The organism is Rhodococcus sp. IEGM 1370 (assembly GCF_033142325.1).
Lineage (GTDB): Bacteria > Actinomycetota > Actinomycetes > Mycobacteriales > Mycobacteriaceae > Rhodococcoides.
On record NZ_JAWLRY010000018.1, the window covers coordinates 1 to 20,574 of the forward strand.

Annotated in this window: 20 protein-coding genes; 11 read left to right on the forward strand and 9 right to left on the reverse strand. The window is 65.4% G+C overall.

Going from position 1 to position 20,574, the window contains the following annotated elements; genetic code table 11:
* Window positions 1-201 precede the first annotated feature (201 nt).
* Window positions 202-1,917: a dihydroxy-acid dehydratase gene (gene ilvD / locus R4P47_RS19350; protein WP_269595221.1), complete on the reverse strand. Its 1,716-nt coding sequence runs from the start codon at window positions 1,915-1,917 to the stop codon at window positions 202-204.
* A 223-nt stretch (window positions 1,918-2,140) separates the two neighbouring features.
* On the opposite strand from ilvD, the gene R4P47_RS19355 reads away from it, so the two are divergent.
* From R4P47_RS19355 to R4P47_RS19370, 4 genes are read left to right on the forward strand one after another with little or no spacing between them, the layout of a single operon-like run.
* A complete protein-coding gene (locus R4P47_RS19355; RefSeq protein ID WP_269595220.1) occupies window positions 2,141-3,142 on the forward strand; it encodes an Acg family FMN-binding oxidoreductase in 1,002 nt (333 codons plus the stop codon).
* Window positions 3,139-4,041, forward strand: a complete 903-nt coding sequence (locus tag R4P47_RS19360) for a universal stress protein (RefSeq protein WP_317785494.1) — start codon at window positions 3,139-3,141, stop codon at window positions 4,039-4,041. The genes R4P47_RS19355 and R4P47_RS19360 overlap by 4 nt, the downstream gene beginning before the upstream one ends.
* Window positions 4,038-4,400 carry a hypothetical protein gene (locus R4P47_RS19365; protein WP_269595218.1) on the forward strand — a complete coding sequence of 121 codons (363 nt, stop codon included), beginning with the start codon at window positions 4,038-4,040 and terminating at the stop codon, window positions 4,398-4,400. The genes R4P47_RS19360 and R4P47_RS19365 overlap by 4 nt, the downstream gene beginning before the upstream one ends.
* 37 nt (window positions 4,401-4,437) lie before the next feature.
* On the forward strand, window positions 4,438-5,316 hold the full coding sequence (locus R4P47_RS19370; protein ID WP_317785495.1) for a universal stress protein: 879 nt from the start codon (window positions 4,438-4,440) through the stop codon (window positions 5,314-5,316).
* Between the two features lie 14 nt (window positions 5,317-5,330).
* Here the strand turns inward: R4P47_RS19370 and R4P47_RS19375 are convergent, their stop codons facing one another.
* Together R4P47_RS19375 and R4P47_RS19380 are read right to left on the reverse strand one after the other, a co-directional pair.
* Window positions 5,331-6,767, reverse strand: coding sequence for an MFS transporter (locus R4P47_RS19375; protein ID WP_269595216.1), 1,437 nt, complete (start codon window positions 6,765-6,767; stop codon window positions 5,331-5,333).
* Entirely contained in the window at window positions 6,764-7,363 is a 600-nt protein-coding gene (locus tag R4P47_RS19380) for a hypothetical protein (RefSeq protein WP_269595215.1), read from the reverse strand. Before R4P47_RS19380 ends, R4P47_RS19375 begins: the two co-directional genes overlap by 4 nt.
* An 86-nt stretch (window positions 7,364-7,449) precedes the next feature.
* Here R4P47_RS19380 and R4P47_RS19385 point away from each other — a divergent pair, with 86 nt between their 5' ends.
* Window positions 7,450-8,499, forward strand: coding sequence for an ATP-dependent DNA ligase (locus R4P47_RS19385; RefSeq protein ID WP_094669158.1), 1,050 nt, complete (start codon window positions 7,450-7,452; stop codon window positions 8,497-8,499).
* A gap of 2 nt (window positions 8,500-8,501) precedes the next feature.
* Window positions 8,502-9,587, forward strand: coding sequence for a DNA polymerase domain-containing protein (locus R4P47_RS19390; RefSeq protein WP_317785496.1), 1,086 nt, complete (start codon window positions 8,502-8,504; stop codon window positions 9,585-9,587).
* A gap of 134 nt (window positions 9,588-9,721) precedes the next feature.
* Here the strand turns inward: R4P47_RS19390 and R4P47_RS19395 are convergent, their stop codons facing one another.
* Together R4P47_RS19395 and nhaA are read right to left on the reverse strand one after the other, a co-directional pair.
* A complete protein-coding gene (locus R4P47_RS19395) occupies window positions 9,722-10,108 on the reverse strand; it encodes an SdpI family protein (protein WP_269595213.1) in 387 nt (128 codons plus the stop codon).
* A gap of 142 nt (window positions 10,109-10,250) precedes the next feature.
* Complete coding sequence (gene nhaA, locus R4P47_RS19400) at window positions 10,251-12,107, reverse strand: Na+/H+ antiporter NhaA (protein WP_317785497.1); 1,857 nt, start codon at window positions 12,105-12,107, stop codon at window positions 10,251-10,253.
* A 222-nt stretch (window positions 12,108-12,329) separates the two neighbouring features.
* Between nhaA and R4P47_RS19405 the strand changes: the two genes are divergently transcribed.
* The gene (locus tag R4P47_RS19405; protein WP_317785498.1) at window positions 12,330-13,355 is read left to right on the forward strand and encodes a putative zinc-binding metallopeptidase; all 1,026 of its coding nucleotides are present in this window, start codon (window positions 12,330-12,332) and stop codon (window positions 13,353-13,355) included.
* A 118-nt stretch (window positions 13,356-13,473) separates the two neighbouring features.
* Window positions 13,474-14,214 (forward strand): GAF and ANTAR domain-containing protein, encoded by a 741-nt coding sequence (locus R4P47_RS19410; RefSeq protein ID WP_269595231.1) that lies wholly within the window; start codon window positions 13,474-13,476, stop codon window positions 14,212-14,214.
* A 26-nt stretch (window positions 14,215-14,240) separates the two neighbouring features.
* On the opposite strand, the gene R4P47_RS19415 is transcribed toward R4P47_RS19410, so the two are convergent.
* The 4 genes from R4P47_RS19415 to R4P47_RS19430 are packed head-to-tail and all read right to left on the reverse strand — an operon-like array spanning window position 14,241 to window position 17,363.
* A complete protein-coding gene (locus R4P47_RS19415; RefSeq protein WP_269595210.1) occupies window positions 14,241-14,906 on the reverse strand; it encodes a class I SAM-dependent DNA methyltransferase in 666 nt (221 codons plus the stop codon).
* Window positions 14,903-15,652, reverse strand: coding sequence for a PIG-L deacetylase family protein (locus R4P47_RS19420; protein ID WP_269595209.1), 750 nt, complete (start codon window positions 15,650-15,652; stop codon window positions 14,903-14,905). Before R4P47_RS19420 ends, R4P47_RS19415 begins: the two co-directional genes overlap by 4 nt.
* Window positions 15,646-16,641 carry an acyl-CoA dehydrogenase family protein gene (locus R4P47_RS19425; protein WP_269595208.1) on the reverse strand — a complete coding sequence of 332 codons (996 nt, stop codon included), beginning with the start codon at window positions 16,639-16,641 and terminating at the stop codon, window positions 15,646-15,648. Before R4P47_RS19425 ends, R4P47_RS19420 begins: the two co-directional genes overlap by 7 nt.
* Window positions 16,638-17,363, reverse strand: coding sequence for a glycosyltransferase (locus R4P47_RS19430; protein WP_149406890.1), 726 nt, complete (start codon window positions 17,361-17,363; stop codon window positions 16,638-16,640). Before R4P47_RS19430 ends, R4P47_RS19425 begins: the two co-directional genes overlap by 4 nt.
* A 296-nt stretch (window positions 17,364-17,659) precedes the next feature.
* Between R4P47_RS19430 and R4P47_RS19435 the strand changes: the two genes are divergently transcribed.
* The 3 genes from R4P47_RS19435 (at window position 17,660) to R4P47_RS19445 (ending at window position 20,557) form a co-directional block, all read left to right on the forward strand.
* Window positions 17,660-18,571: a L,D-transpeptidase gene (locus R4P47_RS19435; RefSeq protein ID WP_149406891.1), complete on the forward strand. Its 912-nt coding sequence runs from the start codon at window positions 17,660-17,662 to the stop codon at window positions 18,569-18,571.
* A 166-nt stretch (window positions 18,572-18,737) separates the two neighbouring features.
* Window positions 18,738-19,670 carry a carbohydrate ABC transporter permease gene (locus R4P47_RS19440; protein ID WP_176460333.1) on the forward strand — a complete coding sequence of 311 codons (933 nt, stop codon included), beginning with the start codon at window positions 18,738-18,740 and terminating at the stop codon, window positions 19,668-19,670.
* Window positions 19,667-20,557 (forward strand): carbohydrate ABC transporter permease, encoded by an 891-nt coding sequence (locus R4P47_RS19445; RefSeq protein WP_269595206.1) that lies wholly within the window; start codon window positions 19,667-19,669, stop codon window positions 20,555-20,557. The genes R4P47_RS19440 and R4P47_RS19445 overlap by 4 nt, the downstream gene beginning before the upstream one ends.
* Window positions 20,558-20,574: the final 17 nt, after the last annotated feature.

The following is a 20,574-nucleotide window of genomic DNA, read 5'->3' on the forward strand; positions in this document are numbered from 1 at the left end:
TGCGATACCGAGCCCAGGCCCTCGCGGCCTAGGATTTCCATTAACCGGTCCAACCCACGGGGACCAGTGCAATGCAAAGTGCCATCGACGCGCACGGTGTCCTTGCGTGAATAGACCATTGCAGCGCCGAGACGTATGCAACGGTCCATTGACGCGGCATGGGGGGCGGGCGGCATGGGGGGGCGGGCGGGAAGGGGCCGGCTAGATCAGCACCGCACCGTTCGAGGCCGATCCGACCAGCTTGGAGTATTTGGCCAACACTCCTCGGGTGTAGCGCGGCGGCAGTGGTGCCCAGCCCTGTGCGCGGGAGTCCATTTCGGCTGCGTCGACGAGCAGGTCGAGGGTGCCCTTGCCGACGTCGAGTCGGATCTGGTCACCGTCGCGGACGAAGGCGATGGGTCCGCCGTCGACTGCCTCGGGTGCCACGTGTCCGACGCACAGGCCGGTGGTGCCGCCGGAGAATCGGCCGTCGGTGAGCAGCAGGACGTCCTTGCCGAGTCCCGCACCCTTGATGGCTCCGGTGATTGCGAGCATCTCGCGCATTCCCGGCCCACCCTTGGGTCCTTCGTAGCGGATGACCACGACGTCGCCTGCTGCGATGGTGCCGTCTTCGAGGGCGTCCATGGCCGCGCGTTCACGCTCGAAAACTCGTGCGGTGCCGACGAAGACGTCGGAGTCGAAGCCTGCGGACTTGACGACGGCTCCGCCGGGGGCGAGCGATCCTTCGAGGATGGTGATGCCGCCCGTCGGGTGGATCGGCTTGTCGAGTGCGCGCAGTACCTTGCCGTCGGGGTCCGGGGGTGCGATGTGAGCGAGGTTCTCCGCCACGGTCTTTCCGGTGACCGTCATGCAGTCGCCGTGCATGAGGCCTGCGTCGAGCAGAGCCTTCATCACGACGGGAACTCCGCCGATGGCGTCGACGTCGGTCATGACGTGCTTGCCGAACGGCTTGACGTCGGCCAGGTGGGGAACCTTCGCGCCGACGCGGGTGAAGTCGGCGAGGGTCAGGTCCACCTGCGCCTCGTGGGCGATGGCCAGGAGGTGCAGTACCGCGTTGGTCGAGCCGCCGAAGGCCATGACGACGGCGATGGCGTTCTCGAAGGCTTCCTTGGTGAGGATGTCGCTGGTGCGGATGCCGCGTCGCAGAAGATCGACGACGGCCTCGCCGCTGGCGTGGGCGAATCCGTCGCGTCGGCGATCGGGAGCGGGAGGAGATGCGCTGCCGGGCAACGACATTCCCATCGCTTCGGCTGCGCTGGCCATCGTGTTGGCGGTGTACATTCCGCCGCATGCACCTTCGCCGGGGCAGATGGCGCGTTCGATGGTGTCGACGTCGGCGCGTGACATCAGTCCGCGCGAACAGGCACCGACGGCCTCGAAGGCGTCGATGATCGTCACCTGGTGTTCGCTGCCGTCGGACAGTCTCGCGAACCCGGGCAACGTGGAGCCGGCGTAGAGGAAAACACTCGCCAGGTCCAGACGCGCTGCGGCCATGAGCATTCCGGGCAGCGACTTGTCGCATCCTGCGAGCAGGACGGAACCGTCGAGACGCTCTGCGCTGATGACGGTTTCGACGCTGTCGGCGATCACCTCACGGGAGACCAACGAGAAGTGCATGCCCTCGTGGCCCATCGAGATACCGTCGGACACCGAAATGGTGCCGAATTCCAGCGGGTAGCCGCCGGCGGCGTGGACGCCCTTCTTGACGGCCTTCGCCAGACGTTCGAGCGAGAGGTTGCACGGGGTGATCTCGTTCCACGACGACGCAACGCCGATCTGGGATTTGCCCCAGTCGTCGTCGCCCATCCCGACGGCGCGGAGCATGCCGCGCGCTGCCGTTTTCTCCAGTCCGTCGGTGACGTCGCGGCTGCGGGGCTTGACGTCGATGTCTTCGGGGGGATTCTGCGGGGTCGTCATGACTCTCCTGAGCGGTCGGCGGACGGTCGCGTCCTCAGGTTCCGCTCCTGAGTCGCATTCACCGTCAACACTAAACCTGTGGTTGCGGCTCTCGATCGGCATGCACCCAACTCGTACGTCTCGAGTGCCCTTCATCGAGTGACGAATGGCCCTGTCGAGCACCACCAGCTCGGGGAGAGAGTGGGTGTGTCACCGCATCGCGGTGGGAGTCCGAGGAGAGACGATGAACGATCAGCCGGATACGGCCGTGGTGGAGATGCTGGTGGAGCTCGCGTGTCGCGCTCCGTCGGTGCACAACAGTCAGCCGTGGAGGTGGATCTACTCCGAGCACGTACTCGATCTGTACACCGACAGCTCGCGCGTGCTCGGGGCGATAGACCCGACCGAGCGGCAGATGGTGATGAGCTGCGGGGCTGCCTTGGACCACCTGCAGAAGGCCGCGGCAGCCAACAGGTGGACGGCAGAGATCGACCTGTTGCCGACCCCGGGTGCACCGGATCATCTGGCGCGTGTTCGTTTCGTACACGACGCGCATCCCCGGTCGCACGAGTTCGACCTGCTCACTGCGATCAATCGGCGGTACTCGGATCGGCGAGCGTTCGGGCCGGTGCCGAGCAATCGCGATCTGACGCGATACCTGGGTCAGGAGCACTACGGCACCGAGATGACCGTCCTGTCGGCCGAGTCCAAAGAGACGTTGGCGAAGGCATCGACTCTGAGCGCGAGCGTACGTAAGTACGACGCGACGTATCAGGCGGAGATCAGATGGTGGGCCGGGCACGCGTTCCGATCGGGAGGAATCCCGCCCGAGGCTCTGACGAACCGCGCGGATGCATCGAGGGTGCAGGTCGGACGAGTGTTTCCCGAACCGCACCGGGTCGCCGCGACCGTGACACACGAGCCGGTCGAGGACGAATCCACCGTGGTGCTGCTCGAGACGTCATCGGACGAACGCCTGGATTGGCTGCAGAGCGGTCGAGCCATGTCTGCCTTCCTCCTGGCAGCGACAGCGGACGGACTGGCGACGTGCCCGTTGACGCACATGACGGAACAGTCGGGGAGCAGGCGCTTGGTCGAGTCTCTCGCTGCACGCACAGGGGTGGCGCAGGTGCTGATTCGAGTCGGTAAACCGATGATCGGCTCACCGCCACCCCGAACCCCACGACACGCGGTCGCATCGGTGCTCTCGGCACCCGCCCGCGCAACGAACAGGAGACGATCGTGATTCTCGCAGGACACCAGAAAATCGTTGTCGGCGTGGACGGCTCGCCCGCCAGTATCGACGCGGCCCGCTGGGCGGCCACCCTGGCCGAGAAAGTGGATTCTCCGCTGCTGATCGCCGGGGCAGTACAGCAGCCCGTGTTCTACATGGGCGAGCCCGCATCGGTGGTGCCGAGGGAGGTGTGGGACGAGCAGCGGCGCACGGCCGAACGCGTCGTCATTGACGTTGCCACCGCGGTGCTGGCCCGTCATCCGAACCTGGCCGTGACCACCTCGGTGGAGGAAGCGACCGCATGCACGATGATGGTCGGACACTCCCGCACCGCGCGCATGCTCGTCGTCGGTAACTCCGGTTCCGGCCCGATCGTGTCGGCGTTGTTCGGGAGTACGGCGCAGGAGACCTCGAACGCGGCCCTGTGCCCGGTGATCGTCTGGCGGGAGGGAATCGGCACCGTCGACGCACCGATCCTCGTCGGTATCGACGGCAGTGCGACGAGTGAGGTGGCCGTCGAGCAGGCCTTCGATCTGGCGTCTCTGTTGGGTGTGCCGATGATCGCCGCGCTTGCCTGGAGTTCGTTGTCCCAGGGGGCGGCGCTCTCCCTGCCGGGATCGCCCGACAGTGCCGAGATCGAGCGCGAGCAGCGAATGCTGCTGTCGGAATGTCTTGCCGGATGGAGCGAGAAGTATCCGGACGTATCCGTCGAACATATTGTGCAACAGGGCAATCCAGCGCATCTGTTGATAGATCTGTCCAAGCGTGCCGGCCTCGTGGTGGTCGGTAGCCACGGACGGGGAGTGGTGGCGAGAGCACTGTTCGGATCGACCAGTAGCAACCTCACGCGGCACGCGCGCTGCCCGGTGATGATCTGCAGAGACACGACGACAGCGGGGACTCGACGATGACGAACGACGCACGAGCAGCGGCAGGCACCCGGCGGATGGAGACCGATTCCATCACCGTCGACAGTCCGGCATCGACAGGGTCGACGGTGTTTCCGGTGACCACTGCGTCGACCGGCGGCACCGTGTACGCGGTGATGATCGCCGAATACGGACCGCTCGCCGGAACCTCCCCGGACGGACACGATCTGAGAACAGCGGTGCTCGGCCGGTGGCCGGGGGTGCGCGTGTTCGAGCGGCGCAGCACCGGTGTCAGCGGGGCCGACCCGCGCGGCTACGAGACCTTCTACGTCGAGCTCGAATCGAGCGGATGCCGCACCGATATCGATACCGACGAAGTATCTGCCCTGTTCCACCCCTGACCGACCCGACGGCTTCCCATCGAGACAGGAGCACATCATGAGCAATTCCACCGACCGCGTGCTTCCCATCCTGGCGGGCATCGACGGCTCCACCGAGGCCGATGCCGCAGCGCTGTGGGCGGCCACCTACGCCGCGAAGACACATGCGTCCGTTCGGTTGATCCACGCTGTCCCCGACGGGGATTGGTACGGATCGGCAGCGTTCGTCGACGGCGGTGCGCTCGAGCGGGATCTCCGCATGATCGGGCGAAAGCATCTCACCCGCGCGGCCGGAGCGATGCACGACGTTGCACCCGAGGTGTCCGTCGACATCGTCAGCGTCGACGGCACCATCGCGTCGTACCTGTCGAATGCCGACGCCGAATTGATCGTGCTGGGATCGAGGAAGTCGAGTGCACTACGAGACCTGACCCTGGGCAGCAACACCCTTCGGGTCGTCACGCACGCCCGTTGCCCCGTACTGCTGGTGCGTGGTGGCGGGGAGAGCAGCGATCCCGCCAGGCCCATCGTGGTGGGCGTCGACGGAAGTGAGCAGTCGGATCGAGCGTTGAGTGCAGCGCTCGAGTTCGCCCACACCGTCGGTGCACCGGTGGTCGCGGCGAACTACTGGGGATTCGCGGCCCAACCCGGTCTGGGAACGGGATTCGAGGGCGTCGACTGGGTGAGCATTCGCGCTCACGAAAAGCATTGGCTGGAAACGCATGTGGAGAAGATGCACGAGAAGTATCCGGAGGTTGCGCTGAGCACTGTGAGCGCGCAGTCGAGCCCGACGCGAGGCCTGCGCGCGATGTCGGCGTCGGCGTCGATGCTCGTGGTGGGTTCTCGGGGTCGAGGTGCTCTGCGTGGGACGATTCTGGGGTCGGTCAGTCAGAATCTCGTTCACCACGCCGACTGCTCGGTGCTGATCGTGCGATGACCCAGTGCGGTGAGTCACGCGCTCCGACGCGAGGCGGGTGGTGGTGAGCCGATGTCGCAGTGCGGTGGGCAGTTCGACGCGTCCTCGCCGGTGCCGCGAATCAGTACCGCCGCGATGACCGCACCGATCACCAGCAACCCGGCGCACATCAGCATCGCGGTGTGGAAGCCGTCCGAGAACACCTCCGGCGCAGCGTAATCGGATCCAGCGATACCGGCGAGCGCAGGGAGCGCGGCCACGGCGAGCAGTTGGCTGGTGCGGGCCACGGCATTGTTGACACCCGACGCGATTCCGGCACGATCGGTCGACACCGCGCCCAGAACCGCTCCGGTCAGCGGGGCCACCAGAGCGGACAATCCGAGCCCGAAGACGAGAACCGCGGGCAGAACGTCTGTGGCATAAGTGGATCCGGGTCCGATGCGCAACATCAGCAACAGCCCCAGTGCCGAGAGCAGCGGCCCGATGGTCATCGGAACACGAGGTCCGATGCGTCCGGCGATTCTGCCCGCGCGGGCGGACAGGACGAGCATCAGAGCGGTGATCGGCAGCGTGGCCACTCCGGCCGCGATGGGTGAGTAGCCCACGGCGAACTGCAACTGCAACACCAGAAGAAAGAACACGCCGCCCAGAGCCGCGTACACGGCGAAGGTGACGAGGTTGGCCGCCAGAAACACTCGGGATGCGAACAGCGACGGCGGAACCAGTGGATCGTGCGAGCGACGCTCGATCACCACGAACACTCCGGCCGCGACGACACCCAGAGCGAGCGCCAGGGCATGTGACTCGATCAGACCGTACGTGAGCAGACCCAGCGCTGCCGCGACGGTCACCGCTCCCGGTACGTCGAGTCGGCCGGATGCGTGCGGATCTCGGCTCTCGGGAACGTGTTTCGCTGCCACCCACACGACCACGACGGCGAGCGGGATGTTGATCAGGAACACCGAACGCCACCCGACGGCGTCGACCAACCAGCCGCCGAGCAACGGACCGACCGCGGACGCGACGCCGCCGAGACCCGACCACAGACCGATCGCAGCTCCTCGATCCTCGGCCCTGATGGAGGCCGAGATCAGCGCGAGAGAACCCGGCGTCAACAAGGCCGCGCCGACGCCCTGCAGTAGTCGCGCCGCGACCAGCACCTCGATGCTGGGAGCGAGCCCGCAGAGCACCGACGCGGCCGCGAACCAGACGGTGCCCCAGACGAACACCCGCCTGCGCCCCAGCCGGTCGCCTAGCGACCCGCCCAGCAGAATCAGCGAGGCCAGCGTCAAGGTGTAACCGCTCAGCGTCCACTGCAGACCGGTGACGCCCGAACCGAGATCGCGACCGATCGCGGGTAACGCGATATTGACCACGGTGGCGTCGAGCATCGCCAGAGCCGAACCGAGCACCGTGGCTGCGACGATCCAGCGCCCCCGAGCGCTCGAGACCGAGATGTCGGTGGCGGTCACAACCGTTCGACGCAGACGACGAAGTTGCGTGAGTCCTTCTCGAATCCGTACAGCGCGGGGTCGGGGCAGTCGTCGACGGACGAGGTGCCCTGCAGGATGGTCACGACGCGGCGGGTGTCGGCACCGGGGGTCGCGCAGTCGATCCGCTGAGCGAATTCACCGACGAGGTCCATGCATCCACCGACCTGCCAGTCGATGTCGAGGCACAGGGCTCCCTGTTCGATGTCGAAGTAGGTCTCGTAGTAGTACTGATCGGCATCCGCGGGGCACTCGGCCGAGGTGGGCGTCTTGGCGAAGACGACGTAGTTGGACTGCGGAGATCCGCAGGTCGCGTTGTCGATGGCCGCCTCGTCGACGGTTCCGCCCAGGGCCACGCACTCGCCGATCTCCACGTCGATGTCGACACTGCCGCCGTCGTCGATGTCGGTTTGCGGTGTGGTGGTGGGCGGGTCGGTGGTCGTGGTGGCGGGAATGGTGGCACCGGAGATGGCGACGGCGGTACCGGACACTTCCGAGGCGCATCCGCCGAGTATCAGCGCCGCGCACGACGACAACGCGAGCACGAGAGCGCGGACCGAACGACTGGATGACGCCATGGTGAGTCCTGCCCTCGTAGGTTCGACCGTGCTCGTGTAGAAAATATCGGACTCGCTCGTCGGCTGCATGAGGCAGGATGAACTGCGTGGATCTTCCTCTTGCCGTGCCGGTCGCACCGATGCTCGCCAAAGCCGCGAAAGTGGTGCCCGCACAGCCCGAGGACGGGCCCGCGGTGTGGTCGTACGAGCCGAAATGGGACGGGTTTCGCGCGATCGTCTTCCGTGACGGAGACGAGGTGGTGCTGGGGTCGCGTGGCGGTAAGGACCTGGCACGCTATTTCCCGGAGTTGGTGGAGGCGATCAAGGCCGAGCTACCCGAGAAGATCGTCGTCGACGGCGAGATCGTCGTACCTCGCGAGAAGGACGGATCCACTCGTCTGGACTGGGAGTCGCTGTCCGAACGGATTCATCCCGCGGCGAGCCGGGTGACCATGCTCGCGGAGAAGACGCCCGCGCAGTTCATCGGCTTCGACCTGTTGGCCGTCGGCGACGAGGACCTGACGGGTGAGCCGTTCTCGACGCGGCGAGCGAGGCTGCTCGACGCGGTGGGTACCGGCGGGACGAGCTGTCACGTCACCTCCGCCACCGACGACGCGGCGGTGGCCGAGGATTGGTTCGAGCGTTTCGAGGGTGCCGGGCTCGACGGTGTGGTGGCCAAGAAGCTCGACGGTCTCTATCTGCCGAACAAGCGCGAGATGGTCAAGATCAAGCATGCGCGTACCGCCGACTGTGTATTGATCGGTTATCGAATCCATAAGTCCGGCAACGGTATCGGATCTCTGCTGCTCGGTCTGTACGACGGTGACGACCTACGCATGATCGGCGGCGCGTCGGCCTTCACCGACAAGCGCCGGCTGGAACTGCTCGAAGAACTCGAACCGCTCCGGCTCGGCGACGACGTCACGTACGACGGCGAAGCGACCCGCTGGAATTCGTCCAACGACCGCAACTGGATCCCGGTGCGTATCGAGCGGGTCATCGAGGTGGCCTACGACCAGATGGAAGGGGCTCGGCTGCGGCACGTGGCGCGGTTCCTGCGGTGGCGACCCGATCGTGAGCCGCGCTCGTGCGCGTACGACCAGCTCGAGGTTCCGGTGCGCTACGACGTCGCCGACGTCATTGCCGGGGGACGGTAGCCATGGCCGCGAAAACACCACCGGCGTTCGTGCAGGCCGGCGAGCGCGAAGTGCGGGTGTCGAGCCCCGATCGCGTGATCTTCGAGGCCACCGAACGCACCCCGGAGATCACCAAACTGCAGGTGTGCGAGTATTTCGCGGCCGTCGGGGAGCCGCTGATGCGGGCGATCGGTGACCGCCCCACCGCGATGGAGCGTTGGCCCGACGGCTATCGCGAGGGCATGCGATTGGCACTCGGCCCCCAGGACAAGGAGGGCGACGGTTTCTATCAGAAGCGGTTGCCGAAGGGCGCGCCCGAGTGGATCGAGACGGTGAAGATCGCGTTCCCCAGCAAGCGCACCGCGGAAGAGCTGTGCCCGTCCGAATCCGCGTCGCTGGTGTGGGCGGCGCAGATGGGCACGCTGACATTTCATCCGTGGCCGGTGCGGCGACCGGACGTCGACCATCCCGACGAGCTCCGGCTGGACCTCGATCCGCAGCCGGGAACCACGTTCGAGGACGCCCTGCGAGTGGCCGATGTGACCCGAGAGCTGTTGGAGGAACTGGGTTTACGCGGCTACCCGAAGACGAGTGGGAATCGGGGCATTCACATCTACGTCCGCATCGAGCCGCAGTACACCTTCGAGCAGGTGCGCCACGCGGCCATCGGTCTGGGCCGTGAACTCGAACGGCGCGACGACGGGGTGACCACCAACTGGTGGAAAGAGGAACGCGGAGAACGCATCTTCATCGACTACAACCAGAACAATCGAGACCGAACCATCGCCAGTGCGTGGAGTCTGCGGGCCCGGCCGGGTGCGACGGTGAGCACTCCGATGACGTGGTCGCAGTTGGCAGAGGTCACCGATCCACGTGAGTACAACCTCGTCACGGTGCCGGAGCTGGTCCAGGACGGAGACCCGTGGGCCGATATGGACGAGCAGGCCTACTCCCTCGAACCCCTTCTGCACCTGTGGGAAACACTGCCGGGCGGGGAGCTGAACTTCCCGCCGGATTACCCCAAGATGCCCGGCGAACCGCCCCGAGTGCAGCCGTCGAAAAAGGTTGCCGAGCACTGGGATGCCGAGGGTAATCGCACGGAGAGCTGACGCAGCCGGGCAAGGTTGCACACTACGACGCCGTATCGACGGGATTCCGTCGATGCAGGCATGTTCTGTGCAATCGTGCCCGGGCGAGGTCCCGATGGCGATGTCTCTGCCGAGACTGCCTGCACGGAAATCCATCACTCGACGCGTGCATGTCTTTTCGCTTCGCGATCGGCCTTGATTCCGCTCAGGGTCAGGACGACGGCTCCGCCGAGTGCCAAGGCCGCCGAGAGCGTCAGCATGGCCGTGGCGGGGACGGAGCCCAGGACCAGTAGCCCCGCGATCAACACCGCTGATGCGAGGCAATGGGTGGCGCCCGCCATCATGTAGGGATACGCGGCTCTGTGGCCGGCGCCCCAGGCTTCCTTGCTGGACTTGGTGGCCCGCGTTTTGATGCCGATCAACGAATTGGGTTCTTGGTCCGGGTCTTTGGTCACCAGTGCGGTCGCGTACACCGTCAGCGACAACACGAACAGTGTCAGCGCGATCGCTCCCGTTATCGCGCGCGCGGATTCTGCGTCCACGGTGGTCCCTTCTGCTGCCCCTGCGCGTCACTGCAGCATACCGGACGGTCTGCTTCGAGTCGCCGGGCAACGTTGCACACTACGACGCCGTATCGACGGGATTCCGTCGATGCAGGCATGTTCTGTGCAACCTTGCCCGCGCTCACATGGATTCGAGTTCCCGGATCAGCGTCGCCGCATCGTATGGTCCGATGTGCCGGGTCAGGTTCTTGTCGCCGCGTCCCAGGTAGAACGTCGGGGTGCCGTCCACGTCCGAGGACGATGCGTCGAGTTCGTCGTCCTCGACGCGAACGACGTGGTCGCCGGTGCGGATGTCGTCCTCGAATTTGTCCATGTCGAGGCCGAGTTCGCGTGCGTAGCCGTCGATGTCGTCGGGTTCGAGAGCATCACTGTTGCGGAACAACATATCGGCCATCTCCCAGAACTTCCCCTGCGCTGCGGCGGCCTCGCTGGCGTACGCGGCGTAGCGGGCGTGCGGGTGATAGTCGTCGAGCGGCAGGTGTCGGTAGACGTAGCGCAGGTCGTCGCCGAAGTGTTTGCGTACCTCGGCGACGCTGCCGGTTGCCTTGCTGCAGAACGGGCACTCGAAGTCCGCGTACTCCACGATGGTCAGTGGTGCGTCGGCCGGACCGCGGATGTGATCGCGCTTGGCGTTCACCGGGCGCAGAATGCGCAGGGATGCCTCGGCTTTCGGTGGATGGATCTTCTCGTCGATGCGGAACAGGAGCCAGCCCAACACCGCCGCGATGACCGAGGCGGCCAACACTCCCACGCGTGCCTCGTCGGCCAGTAGTTCGTCGTCGAGGGCGAGGTCGATGATGAACAGGGAGATCGTGAACCCGATGCCGGACATCGCCGCACCGCCGGCGATGTGCGACAGCGTCAATCCCGGAGCCAGGGACGACGGCCGCAGTTTCGCGAAAACGGCGGAGGCAGCGGTGATTCCGACGAGCTTGCCGAGGACGAGGCCGGCGATGATGCCCCAGGTGAGCGTCGAGGTCGATGCAGCTTTCAATGTCTCGGAGCTCAGCACCACGCCGGCATTGGCGAGCGCGAAGATCGGCACGATGATGAACGCGGTGTACGGCTGATAGAGCCGCATGAGACGTTCGTTGACCGACACCGCGCGATCGAGTCCGAGACGGGCCGCGCGGGCGTATTCGGGATTGGGCGACTGTCGGAACGCGCGCGTCAGATCCGATGCGCGTTCGACCTCGGTGCGTCGCGGCGGGTAGACCGGAAGGATCAGCGCGATCATCACTCCGGCAAGCGTGGGGTGCACTCCGGACTCGTACATTGCGACCCACGTGAACAGTGCGACGACGAAGTAGCCGACTCCGCGCCACACCTCGAGCCGGCGCAGCAGGAAGATCAGTCCGAGCCCGACGAACGCCAGGATCAGCGGCACCACGTCGAGGTTGTCGGTGTAGAAGAACGCGATGATCGCCAGCGCGCCCACGTCGTCCGCGACGGCGAGCGTGAGCAGGAAGATGCGCAGCCGCGCAGCCTTCTTCGGTCCGAGGACGGCGAGCGCCCCGAGCAGGAACGCAGTGTCGGTGGAGATGACGACGCCCCAGGCCTGGGCGGCGGGCCCGGACGGATTGAAGGCGAGGAACAGCAACGCAGGGGCGGCGAGGCCGGCAACGGCAGCGACTATCGGAATAGCGGCACGGGATCGGTCGGTGCGCTCACCCATCGCGAACTCGCGCTTGACTTCGAGGCCGACGACGAAGAAGAACAGCGCCATGAGCCCGTCGTTGACCCAGTGGGCCAGGTCGAGAGAGATGCCGTGCTCGCCGATGGTGATCGACAGCTCCGTGTGCCAGAACGACTGATAGGTCTCGCCGAAGGGTGAATTGGCCCAGATCAGCGCGATGAGTGTCGCCGCGAGCAGAAAGCCCGCCGCCAGGGTCTCGCTGTTCCTCTCGCCGCGAGCTCGCGAGATCCGTTCGACGAAACGCGCCATCGGCCGATTCGTCGGCGTGATCTGATCTGCCATCTTCCGGCCCGCGTCCTCTCGGAGAGTGTTGTGAAGCAGTCTGTACCAACGCGGCGGTCGGCGCTTTGCTTCCACGCAGGTGGGAGACCGCAGAGTAACGTTATTGCGCCGCCGAATCCGCCGCACGGCGAGAGATGTGCACGACATATTCGACAAACGGCATTAGTCCGCACATAAACGGGAATACGAGTCCGACTCAACCCCTGCCACGAAGGAACATCCATGCGTGATTTCATCTGCCGCAAATGCGGACAGAAGCTGTCGTTCGAGAACTCACTGTGTCTGAGCTGCTCGAGCGCACTCGGCTTCCATCTGCCGAGCAGAGCCCTGCTGGTGCTCCCGGACAAGGCCGACGACGGCGTCGCCGAGGCAGAGGTGGACGGGGCCACGTGGAAGATGTGCGCCAACCTCAACACTGCTCGCTGCAACTGGCTCGTCGACACCGCCGACACCGACGATCTCTGCGTGTCCTGCCGGCTCACCCGCACTCGCCCCGCCGACGACGACGTCGACGCGATGGCCGCCTATGCCGACGCCGAGACCAACAAGCGTCGCGTCGTACTCGAACTGACCGAACTGGGACTGCCCATCGTGGGCCGGGACGAGGACCCCGCGACCGGCCTGGTGTTCGATCTGCTCTCGAGCGCCGAACAACAGGTGATGACCGGCCACGACAACGGTTTGATCACCCTCGACCTCGCCGAGGGAGACGACGTGCACCGCGAACAGTTGCGCGTCGCGATGTCCGAGCCGTATCGCACGCTCGTCGGGCACTTCCGGCACGAGATCGGCCACTACTACCAGATGGTGCTGGTCGGAGACGGTGAGCATCGCGCGGCCTTCGAGGAGCTGTTCGGGGATCCGGATTCGAGCTACCAGGACGCCCTCGACCGCCACTACAGCGAAGGTGCGCCCGAGGGCTGGGAAGACAACTACGTCTCGTCCTACGCCACCATGCACCCCGCCGAGGACTGGGCCGAGACGTTCGCGCACTACCTGCACATCCGCGACACCCTGGACACGGCCGCAGCGTTCGGCATGGCACCGGCCGGTTCGACGCTGGAGAGCCCGTTGCCCGGTGACGTCGGCTTCGATCAGATCGTCGACTGGTGGTTGCCGCTGTCGTGGGCGCTGAACCAGATCAACCGATCGATGGGACACCAGGACCTCTACCCGTTCGTGCTGCCGCCGACCGTCGTGAAGAAAATCGGGTTCGTGCACTCGATGATCGCACCCAGCACACTCTGACGCCCCGCTAACGGTCGTTGAGCTTTGCCATCAGGGGCGTATCCTGTGTTGTCGGCACACCGCCGATGCCGGGATGCGCCCCTGCGCAGTAGCAGGGCTCGTGCAACAGCAGGACGAGGTGACGACCATCAGCGAGCAGACAATGGATTCGACGGGCACGCGCTCGCGGGTCACCGATTTCGAGCTGAGTCGACGACTGGCCGAGGTGGCCGAGAAGCTGCGGCGTCAGCATTCGGATCCGGATCGAGTTCTGGCCGTCATCACCGAGTCCGCGGTGGCCAATGTGCCGTCCGCCGAGTTCGCGTCCATCACCACCGTGCTGCAGGGCAAGTTCGTACACAGCGCCGCGCTGTGTGGGGAGCCCGCCGGCCACTGCGACAAGATTCAGGAGCAGCTGGGCGAGGGACCGTGCCTCGAATCGGCAATCGAACAGACGACCATCAGGATCGACGACATGGACAGCGACACCCGCTGGCCGCAGTTCGCCGACGCGGCGTCTGCGCTCGGGGTCAAGAGCATGATCTGCTTCCAGCTCTACGTCGAGGGAGTCAACTTCGGCGCACTGAACCTGCACTCCACTCGTACCGACGCGTTCAGTGCCGAGGCCGAGTCGATCGGTTCGCTGTTCGCAGCGCACGCGGCCATCGCGTTCTCCACCGCCCGCGAGGAGCAGCAGATCCGAGCCGCGTTGACCAGTCGAGACTTGATCGGTCAGGCCAAGGGCATGTTGATGGAGCGCTACAACCTGAACTCGCAGGCGGCATTCGCCTTGCTGGCCAAGCTGTCTCAGGACACCAACGTCAAACTCGCCGATCTCGCCGAACAGCTGGTCATCGACGCCGCGAAATCGACCGACTGAGCCCTGTTTCGGGAGGTCGAGCGCAGTCAGCGCACATCGAGGCCGTCGGTGCTCGCGACCGACACCGCCGGACCGTCCGAGGCGACGAAGACCTCGATCCGAACGTCCTCGTCCAAGTACCGACTCAGTAGCGCCAATCCCGGTGTAGCGGCGATGATCTCGTGCACACGATCACCCGAGATCGGATAGTCGTCCACGTCGTGACGCCAATGCGCGGCCACCAGAGTGCCCCCTGCTTCCAGGTGATCGACGGCGCGAGTCATCGCCGATGCGAGATCCGCGGCGTCGAGGTAGTAGCCGACCTCGCTGACGACGATCAGATCGAACGTCTCCTCGGGTGTCGGCAATGCCGACCAGTGGTCGGACAACGACCACAACGCGAATTCGACTGCGGCAGTCCTACCTACACGCACGCGGGCCGAATCGAGAGCACTGTCCACCACATCGGTCGACACCACGTGATCGCACCGGGTCACCAACTGTTCGGTGAGCACGCCGATGGAGCAGCCGGGTTCGAGTGCTCGCCGATAGTGCGGCTTCGGCAGCGAGGCCATGGTCAATGCGTACTTGCGCCGCTCGTACCACTTGCTGTCGAGCATGAACGGATCGTCCTTGGCCGCATAGACATTGCGGAAGTAGTCGGCACCCAAGCTGGTCGGAGAACCGTGGCTCGTCCGAGAATCCATGCTCATGCGAACACCACCTCGAACGGTCGCCGGTAGCGGGCCAATATGTGCGGCGGCAACACCGCTCGATCCGCGGGGTGATCGGACAGGGGCCGGATCTGAGAATCGAACTGCTCGATCGACGCGCGCTTGGCGTCGAGGGCGTGCGCCGGGAGATCGACACGGCGGCATCGTGTCCACGGAACTGCAGGATGGTTCGGAGTTGCCCAGTGCCACATCCAGATCGGGTACTCGACCACCGGTATCCCGACGGCGTTCGCCGCAGTGAGACAGGCCCGCGCGGTCGCTTCGTGGTCGGGATGACCGTCTCCGCGCCAGGGCGTCAGGCACCAGGTGCCCGGGGTGGCGTCGAGCAACGGCATCAACGCATCGGCCACCGCACCCTCGTGCTGCTCGACGGAACCGTCGGCGATCTGCAACCGCGTCGGAGAGTGGTCGATTCCCAACTCCGCCAACGCGCGTTCGGACTCGACGGGGCGTCGTGCCCGCAGATCCTCCGCCGTCACCGTCGGGGAACCGGGGTGCGAGCCGTCACCGTCGGTCACCGCGACCACCCTCACGTCGACCCCTGCCGCGGCCGCCAACGACAGTAGGCCACCGACGCCGAGCACCTCGTCGTCCGGGTGCGGGCCGACGACGACCATCGTGACGACGTCCTTCCACTGCAGACCGGGGATGGACCAGTCGGCCGACATCCAATCCGACTCGGCGGTACCGACATCGACTTCGGCGTCGAATGCGTTCTCTACCATGGGTTGTCCTCCTCGGCGATGTCCTGCCCGAGGGCTTCGAGATCGCGTTCGGCGTGGCTCTGCCTCAGATAGACGGTGAGATCTGCGACGCGCCGCGCGTGCTCGGCATCGCTGCACAGCGGGCCGGCACCGAGAGCGCGACCGACGCGGTCGATGCACTGGGTGGCCGCGTCCTCGACCACTGCCCGCACGATGCGGGCTCGGGTCCGGGCTCGACCGGAACGGTCGAACGGATCGGCGTCCACTTCGGCGGCCGCGGTGGTCAGTGCGCTCGACGCCGCACCGAGTGCCGCTGCGATGGCACCGAGATGTGCGGCACGGTGCGGGTCCGGCCTGGTGCGGACGGCGGCGTGCAGAGTGTCCGCCACCGCGCACGCGCTACCGAACCAGGCGGCCGACACCCCGATGGCACCGTGCCAGAAGCCAGGACGGGTGAGGTAATCGGTCGGTCCGCCGACCGCAACGGCCGGGACGCTGTCGAATGCAACCGAGCCGGAATCGCTTTCGCTCATCCCCACGGCATGCCACGTGTCGGGTACCGGAGTCGCGCCCGGATGCGTCAGATCGACGGCGAACAGCCGCGGACTTCCCTCGACGCGCGCAGTGACCAGAGCGTTCGTGCACAGTGACGCACCCGAGCACCACGGCTTCGTTCCGGTGAGAACCCAGCCCGAGTCCTGCAGCACCCCCTCGAGAATCGGAGCAGGCGGTTCCGCAGCCCACACTCCCCAGATCTGACCGCGCTGTGGCGTCGGGCCGTCGAGTTCGTGCAGGATCGCGATCGCGTCGGTATGCGCTTCGGACCACCGGCCCAGCACCGTGTTGTGACGGCTCAGGGCGGCGAGCGACTGCCAGCGCAGATCGGTGTATCCCGAGCCGGGCAGCGCGAGGTCGAGACGACCGTCCGCCTCGAACGCCAAGAACGCCTTACGCAGACCGGTGTCGATGTCTGCACGGTCGGTGGATTCGAGAAAATCGGTCTCGCTCATGCGGTGGCCTCCAGGGAACGCAGGAATCCGGCCATGCCGTCGGGTGCTCTGCCGCTGAGGCGACCCGACGTCGTGACAGGGATGTCGCACACTCGACGGCACTCGATGCCGCCGAGCTCGAGGCGTCGGACCAGATCGTGGTCCTCGCCGGTGGTCAAAGGTGCAAATCCCCCGACGGAGAAGTACTCGGTCGCTCGGACGCCGAGGTTGGCGCCGTGCACGTGTGGGTGGCCGAATTCGTGCCGGTAGTGCGCGTCGTACGACGATCGCAACCCGAGGTTCTCCTCGACGTGGCCCTCGAAATCGACCGCCACTGTTCCCGCTATCGCTCGAGCGCCCTCGGCGGCATGCCGGAGATGGCCGAGCAGCCAGTTCTCACCCACCCTGGTGTCCGCATCGGTGGTGACGAACCAGGTGGCGTCGAGCCGACTGCCGTCTCGCGAGCCGGTCGCGAACCCGGCGGCTCTGGCCGCTCCGACGTTGCGATGGGCTACCTCGATCGCCGACACCGACGGGTGACGTGCGGCGATGTGCGCCGAGTCGTCGGTGCAGGCATCGAGTACGACGACCGTCGAGACGGTCACCGCCGCCACTTCGACTGCGCGGCGCTCCGCCCGTGACAGGGCCGTCAGACAGGCGTCGAGCAGATCCTGCTCGTTGTGTGCGGGTACGACGACGACGATGTGACTGACTGGGGTACGGGGGAAAGCATCGGAGATCACGGTCCACCCTTTTCGGACACCGGACGAAGAAGAGTCCGTTTCGGAAACCGCCGGTGTCTGGACGGGATGTGCTCCCCTCGCACATACCCGTTCCCCGGCTGCCGACACATGCGTCCTGGCCTGCAAAGACAGTGCTCGGGACCGGTTGCGGGAAGATACTCGTACTCGCGGTTTCTTTCGCCCGTTTCAGAAATATCCGATTAGCAAATGTCGGGGCGGTATGTGTTAATGGGCTTTGCTCACGCACAGCTCTGTCGGTGGGCATCGCGACGCAGCACGAAGGATGGTCGGGTTACATGGCATCACCGGTTCGCACACGCAGATTCGCCCGTATCGGCGCGATCGTTGCAGGTACAGCCCTTGCTGCGTCCGCCGCATTCGGTTCGGCACAGGCCGCGCCACTGTGGCCGGGCGGCCCGGACGTCTCGATTCCCGGCATGCCGGGGTCCTCGGATCCGGCTGCGCCCGCTCCCCAGCAGCAGATCGTCCCGCAGCTCGCGCCCGCGAACTTCGCCGATCCGAGCATCAGCCCCTCCGGCGGCGAGGTCGTCGGAGTCGCGCAGCCCATCGCCATCCGCTTCGACGAGGCAATCGGTGATCGTGACGCCGCCCTGCGAGCCATTCGCGTCACCACGAACCCGTCCGTCGACGGCCACTTCTACTGGATCAACGACACCCAGGTCCGCTGGCTGCCCAACGAGTTCTACCCGGCGCACACCCAGGTGACCGTCGAGGCAGGCGGAGCGAAAGCCGAATTCTCCACCGGCGACTCCATCATCACCACGGCCGACGACAACACCAAGCAGATCACCGTCACCCGCAACGGCGAGGTCGTCCGCACCATGCCCACCTCGATGGGCAAGGTCGGACACGAAACCCCCAACGGCACCTACATCGTCGGCGAGCGGTTCCGCGACATGTACATGGACTCCTCCACGTACGGCGTCCCGATCGACTCCGAGGAGGGCTACCGCACGTACGTCGAATACGCGACGCGCATCTCCTACAGCGGCATCTTCGTACACGCCGCCCCGTGGTCGGAATCGCAGCAAGGCTACTCCAACGCCTCGCACGGCTGCCTCAACGTCAGCACCGAAGACGGCAAGTGGTTCTTCGAGAACGTCCAGAAGGGCGACCCCGTCATCGTCGTCAACACCGACGGCGGAACCCTGAGCGGATCCGACGGTCTCGGAGACTGGAACCGCTAGAGCGGCTTCGCCGCACGTGAGCGAGGTGCCCTCGGGTCGTTCCGCAGGCTCCTCTCCCGCCTCGTAGCCCACTACGAAGTTCCACTCACATAGGTTGGTCTGCCCGACGGTGAGCGTTGGGGCCCAGTTCACTGTTCGTTAGCCGAGGCTGAGCACAGTCCTCGCAGTGAGTGCAACAACCGAACGAGTGCTGCCCAGGGCACGCGAGAAGCGTTTCTTCTCGCGGCCGTGGACCGATTACGCACTGTTCCTGATTCTGGTGGGCCCCAACCTGGTTCTGCTGGGCGTGTTCACGTATCGGCCGCTGGTCGAGAATTTCCAGTTCTCGTTCTTCGACTGGAACCTGTCCTCGCCCACCTCCACGTTCGTCGGCTTCGACAACTATCGCGAGTGGGCCTCCCGCGAGGACACCTGGCAGATCGTCGGCAACACCGTCGTGTTCACTGTCGCCGCGGTGGTGGGTTCATTGGTTCTCGGCCTGGTGCTGGCGCTGCTGCTCGATCGAAAGCTCAGGGGCCGCAACTTCGTTCGTTCCGCCGTCTTCGCCCCGTACGTCATCTCGGGTGCCGCGATCGGCATCGCGTTCCAATTCGTCTTCGACCCCAACTTCGGGCTGGTCCAGGATCTGATGCGACGCCTCGGCCTGGGCGCGGTTCCGGACTTCTATCAGGACCCGAAGTGGGCGATGGTCATGATCACTGTGACCTACCTGTGGAAGAACCTGGGCTACACCTTCGTCATCTACCTGGCGGCCCTGCAGGGCGTGCGCAAGGAATTGATGGAAGCGGCCGAGATCGATCAGGCGAGCCGCTGGACCACGTTCCGCAAAGTGCTTCTGCCGCAACTACGTCCGACGACGTTCTTCCTGTCGATCACGGTGCTGCTCAATTCGCTCCAGGTCTTCGACATCATCAACGTCATGACGCGCGGCGGCCCGCTGGGCACCGGCACCACCACGATGGTCTACCAGGTCTACGAGGAGACGTTCCGCAACTTCCGAGCCGGCTACGGTGCCACCGTCGCGACGATCCTGTTCCTCGTGCTGTTGATCGTCACGCTCGTGCAGGTACGAATCATGGATCGAGACGATCAGCGATGACTGTGACCGACAAGCCCGATACGGCGACGCCGGAGAAAGTGCCAGGACCGCGCGACCCGCAGCGTGCGCGTCGCAACGCGAACATCCTCGGATACGCGGCCTTGTTCGCCGTCCTGCTGATGATCGGGCTGCCACTGTTCTGGATCCTGATCACCTCCTTCAAGGATCGACCGGACATCTACGTGCAGCCGGTCACGTGGTGGCCCAGCGTCTTCCATCCACAGAACTACGACGAGGCGACGACGGAGGTGCCGTTCTTCACGTACCTGCGCAACTCCATCATCATCACCACGGCCGTGTCGTCCATCAAGTTCGTCCTCGGGGTACTCAGCGCCTACGGTCTGGTGTTCCTGCGCTTCCCGGGCAAGAACATCGTCTTTCTCGTCATCATCGCCGCGCTCATGGTGCCCAATCAGATCACCGTCATCTCCAACTACTCGCTCATCTCCGAGTTGGGTTGGCGTAACTCGTTCCAGGGCATCATCATTCCGCTGGCCGGCGTCGCGTTCGGTACCTTCCTGATGCGCAATCACTTCCTGTCGTTGCCGCCGGAGATCATCGAAGCCGCGCGGATGGACGGTGCCGGGCCGGTACGGCTGATGTTCCGGGTGATCCTGCCGCTGTCGGGCCCGACCATGGTGGCCTTCGCCATCATCACGATCGTCACCGAATGGAACGAATACCTCTGGCCGTTCCTGATGTCCGACGACTCCTCGGTCGCACCGCTTCCGGTGGGATTGACGCTGCTCCAGAACAGCGAGGGCTACACCAACTGGGGCGCGGTGATGGCCGCGACGGTGCTGACCATTCTGCCGATTCTTCTCGTCTTTCTCGTCCTGCAACGCCACATGATCAAGGGCCTCACCTCCGGTGCGGTCAAGGGCTGATTCACCTCACTATCAGG

Coding starts and splice junctions, on each gene's coding strand:
- ilvD (WP_269595221.1), bottom strand. CDS start 1,917: ATGACGACCCCGCAGAATCCCCCCGAAGACATCGACGTCAAGCCCCGC.
- R4P47_RS19355 (WP_269595220.1), top strand. CDS start 2,141: ATGAACGATCAGCCGGATACGGCCGTGGTGGAGATGCTGGTGGAGCTC.
- R4P47_RS19365 (WP_269595218.1), top strand. CDS start 4,038: ATGACGAACGACGCACGAGCAGCGGCAGGCACCCGGCGGATGGAGACC.
- R4P47_RS19370 (WP_317785495.1), top strand. CDS start 4,438: ATGAGCAATTCCACCGACCGCGTGCTTCCCATCCTGGCGGGCATCGAC.
- R4P47_RS19380 (WP_269595215.1), bottom strand. CDS start 7,363: ATGGCGTCATCCAGTCGTTCGGTCCGCGCTCTCGTGCTCGCGTTGTCG.
- R4P47_RS19390 (WP_317785496.1), top strand. CDS start 8,502: ATGGCCGCGAAAACACCACCGGCGTTCGTGCAGGCCGGCGAGCGCGAA.
- nhaA (WP_317785497.1), bottom strand. CDS start 12,107: ATGGCAGATCAGATCACGCCGACGAATCGGCCGATGGCGCGTTTCGTC.
- R4P47_RS19405 (WP_317785498.1), top strand. CDS start 12,330: ATGCGTGATTTCATCTGCCGCAAATGCGGACAGAAGCTGTCGTTCGAG.
- R4P47_RS19415 (WP_269595210.1), bottom strand. CDS start 14,906: ATGAGCATGGATTCTCGGACGAGCCACGGTTCTCCGACCAGCTTGGGT.
- R4P47_RS19420 (WP_269595209.1), bottom strand. CDS start 15,652: ATGGTAGAGAACGCATTCGACGCCGAAGTCGATGTCGGTACCGCCGAG.
- R4P47_RS19425 (WP_269595208.1), bottom strand. CDS start 16,641: ATGAGCGAGACCGATTTTCTCGAATCCACCGACCGTGCAGACATCGAC.
- R4P47_RS19435 (WP_149406891.1), top strand. CDS start 17,660: ATGGCATCACCGGTTCGCACACGCAGATTCGCCCGTATCGGCGCGATC.
- R4P47_RS19445 (WP_269595206.1), top strand. CDS start 19,667: ATGACTGTGACCGACAAGCCCGATACGGCGACGCCGGAGAAAGTGCCA.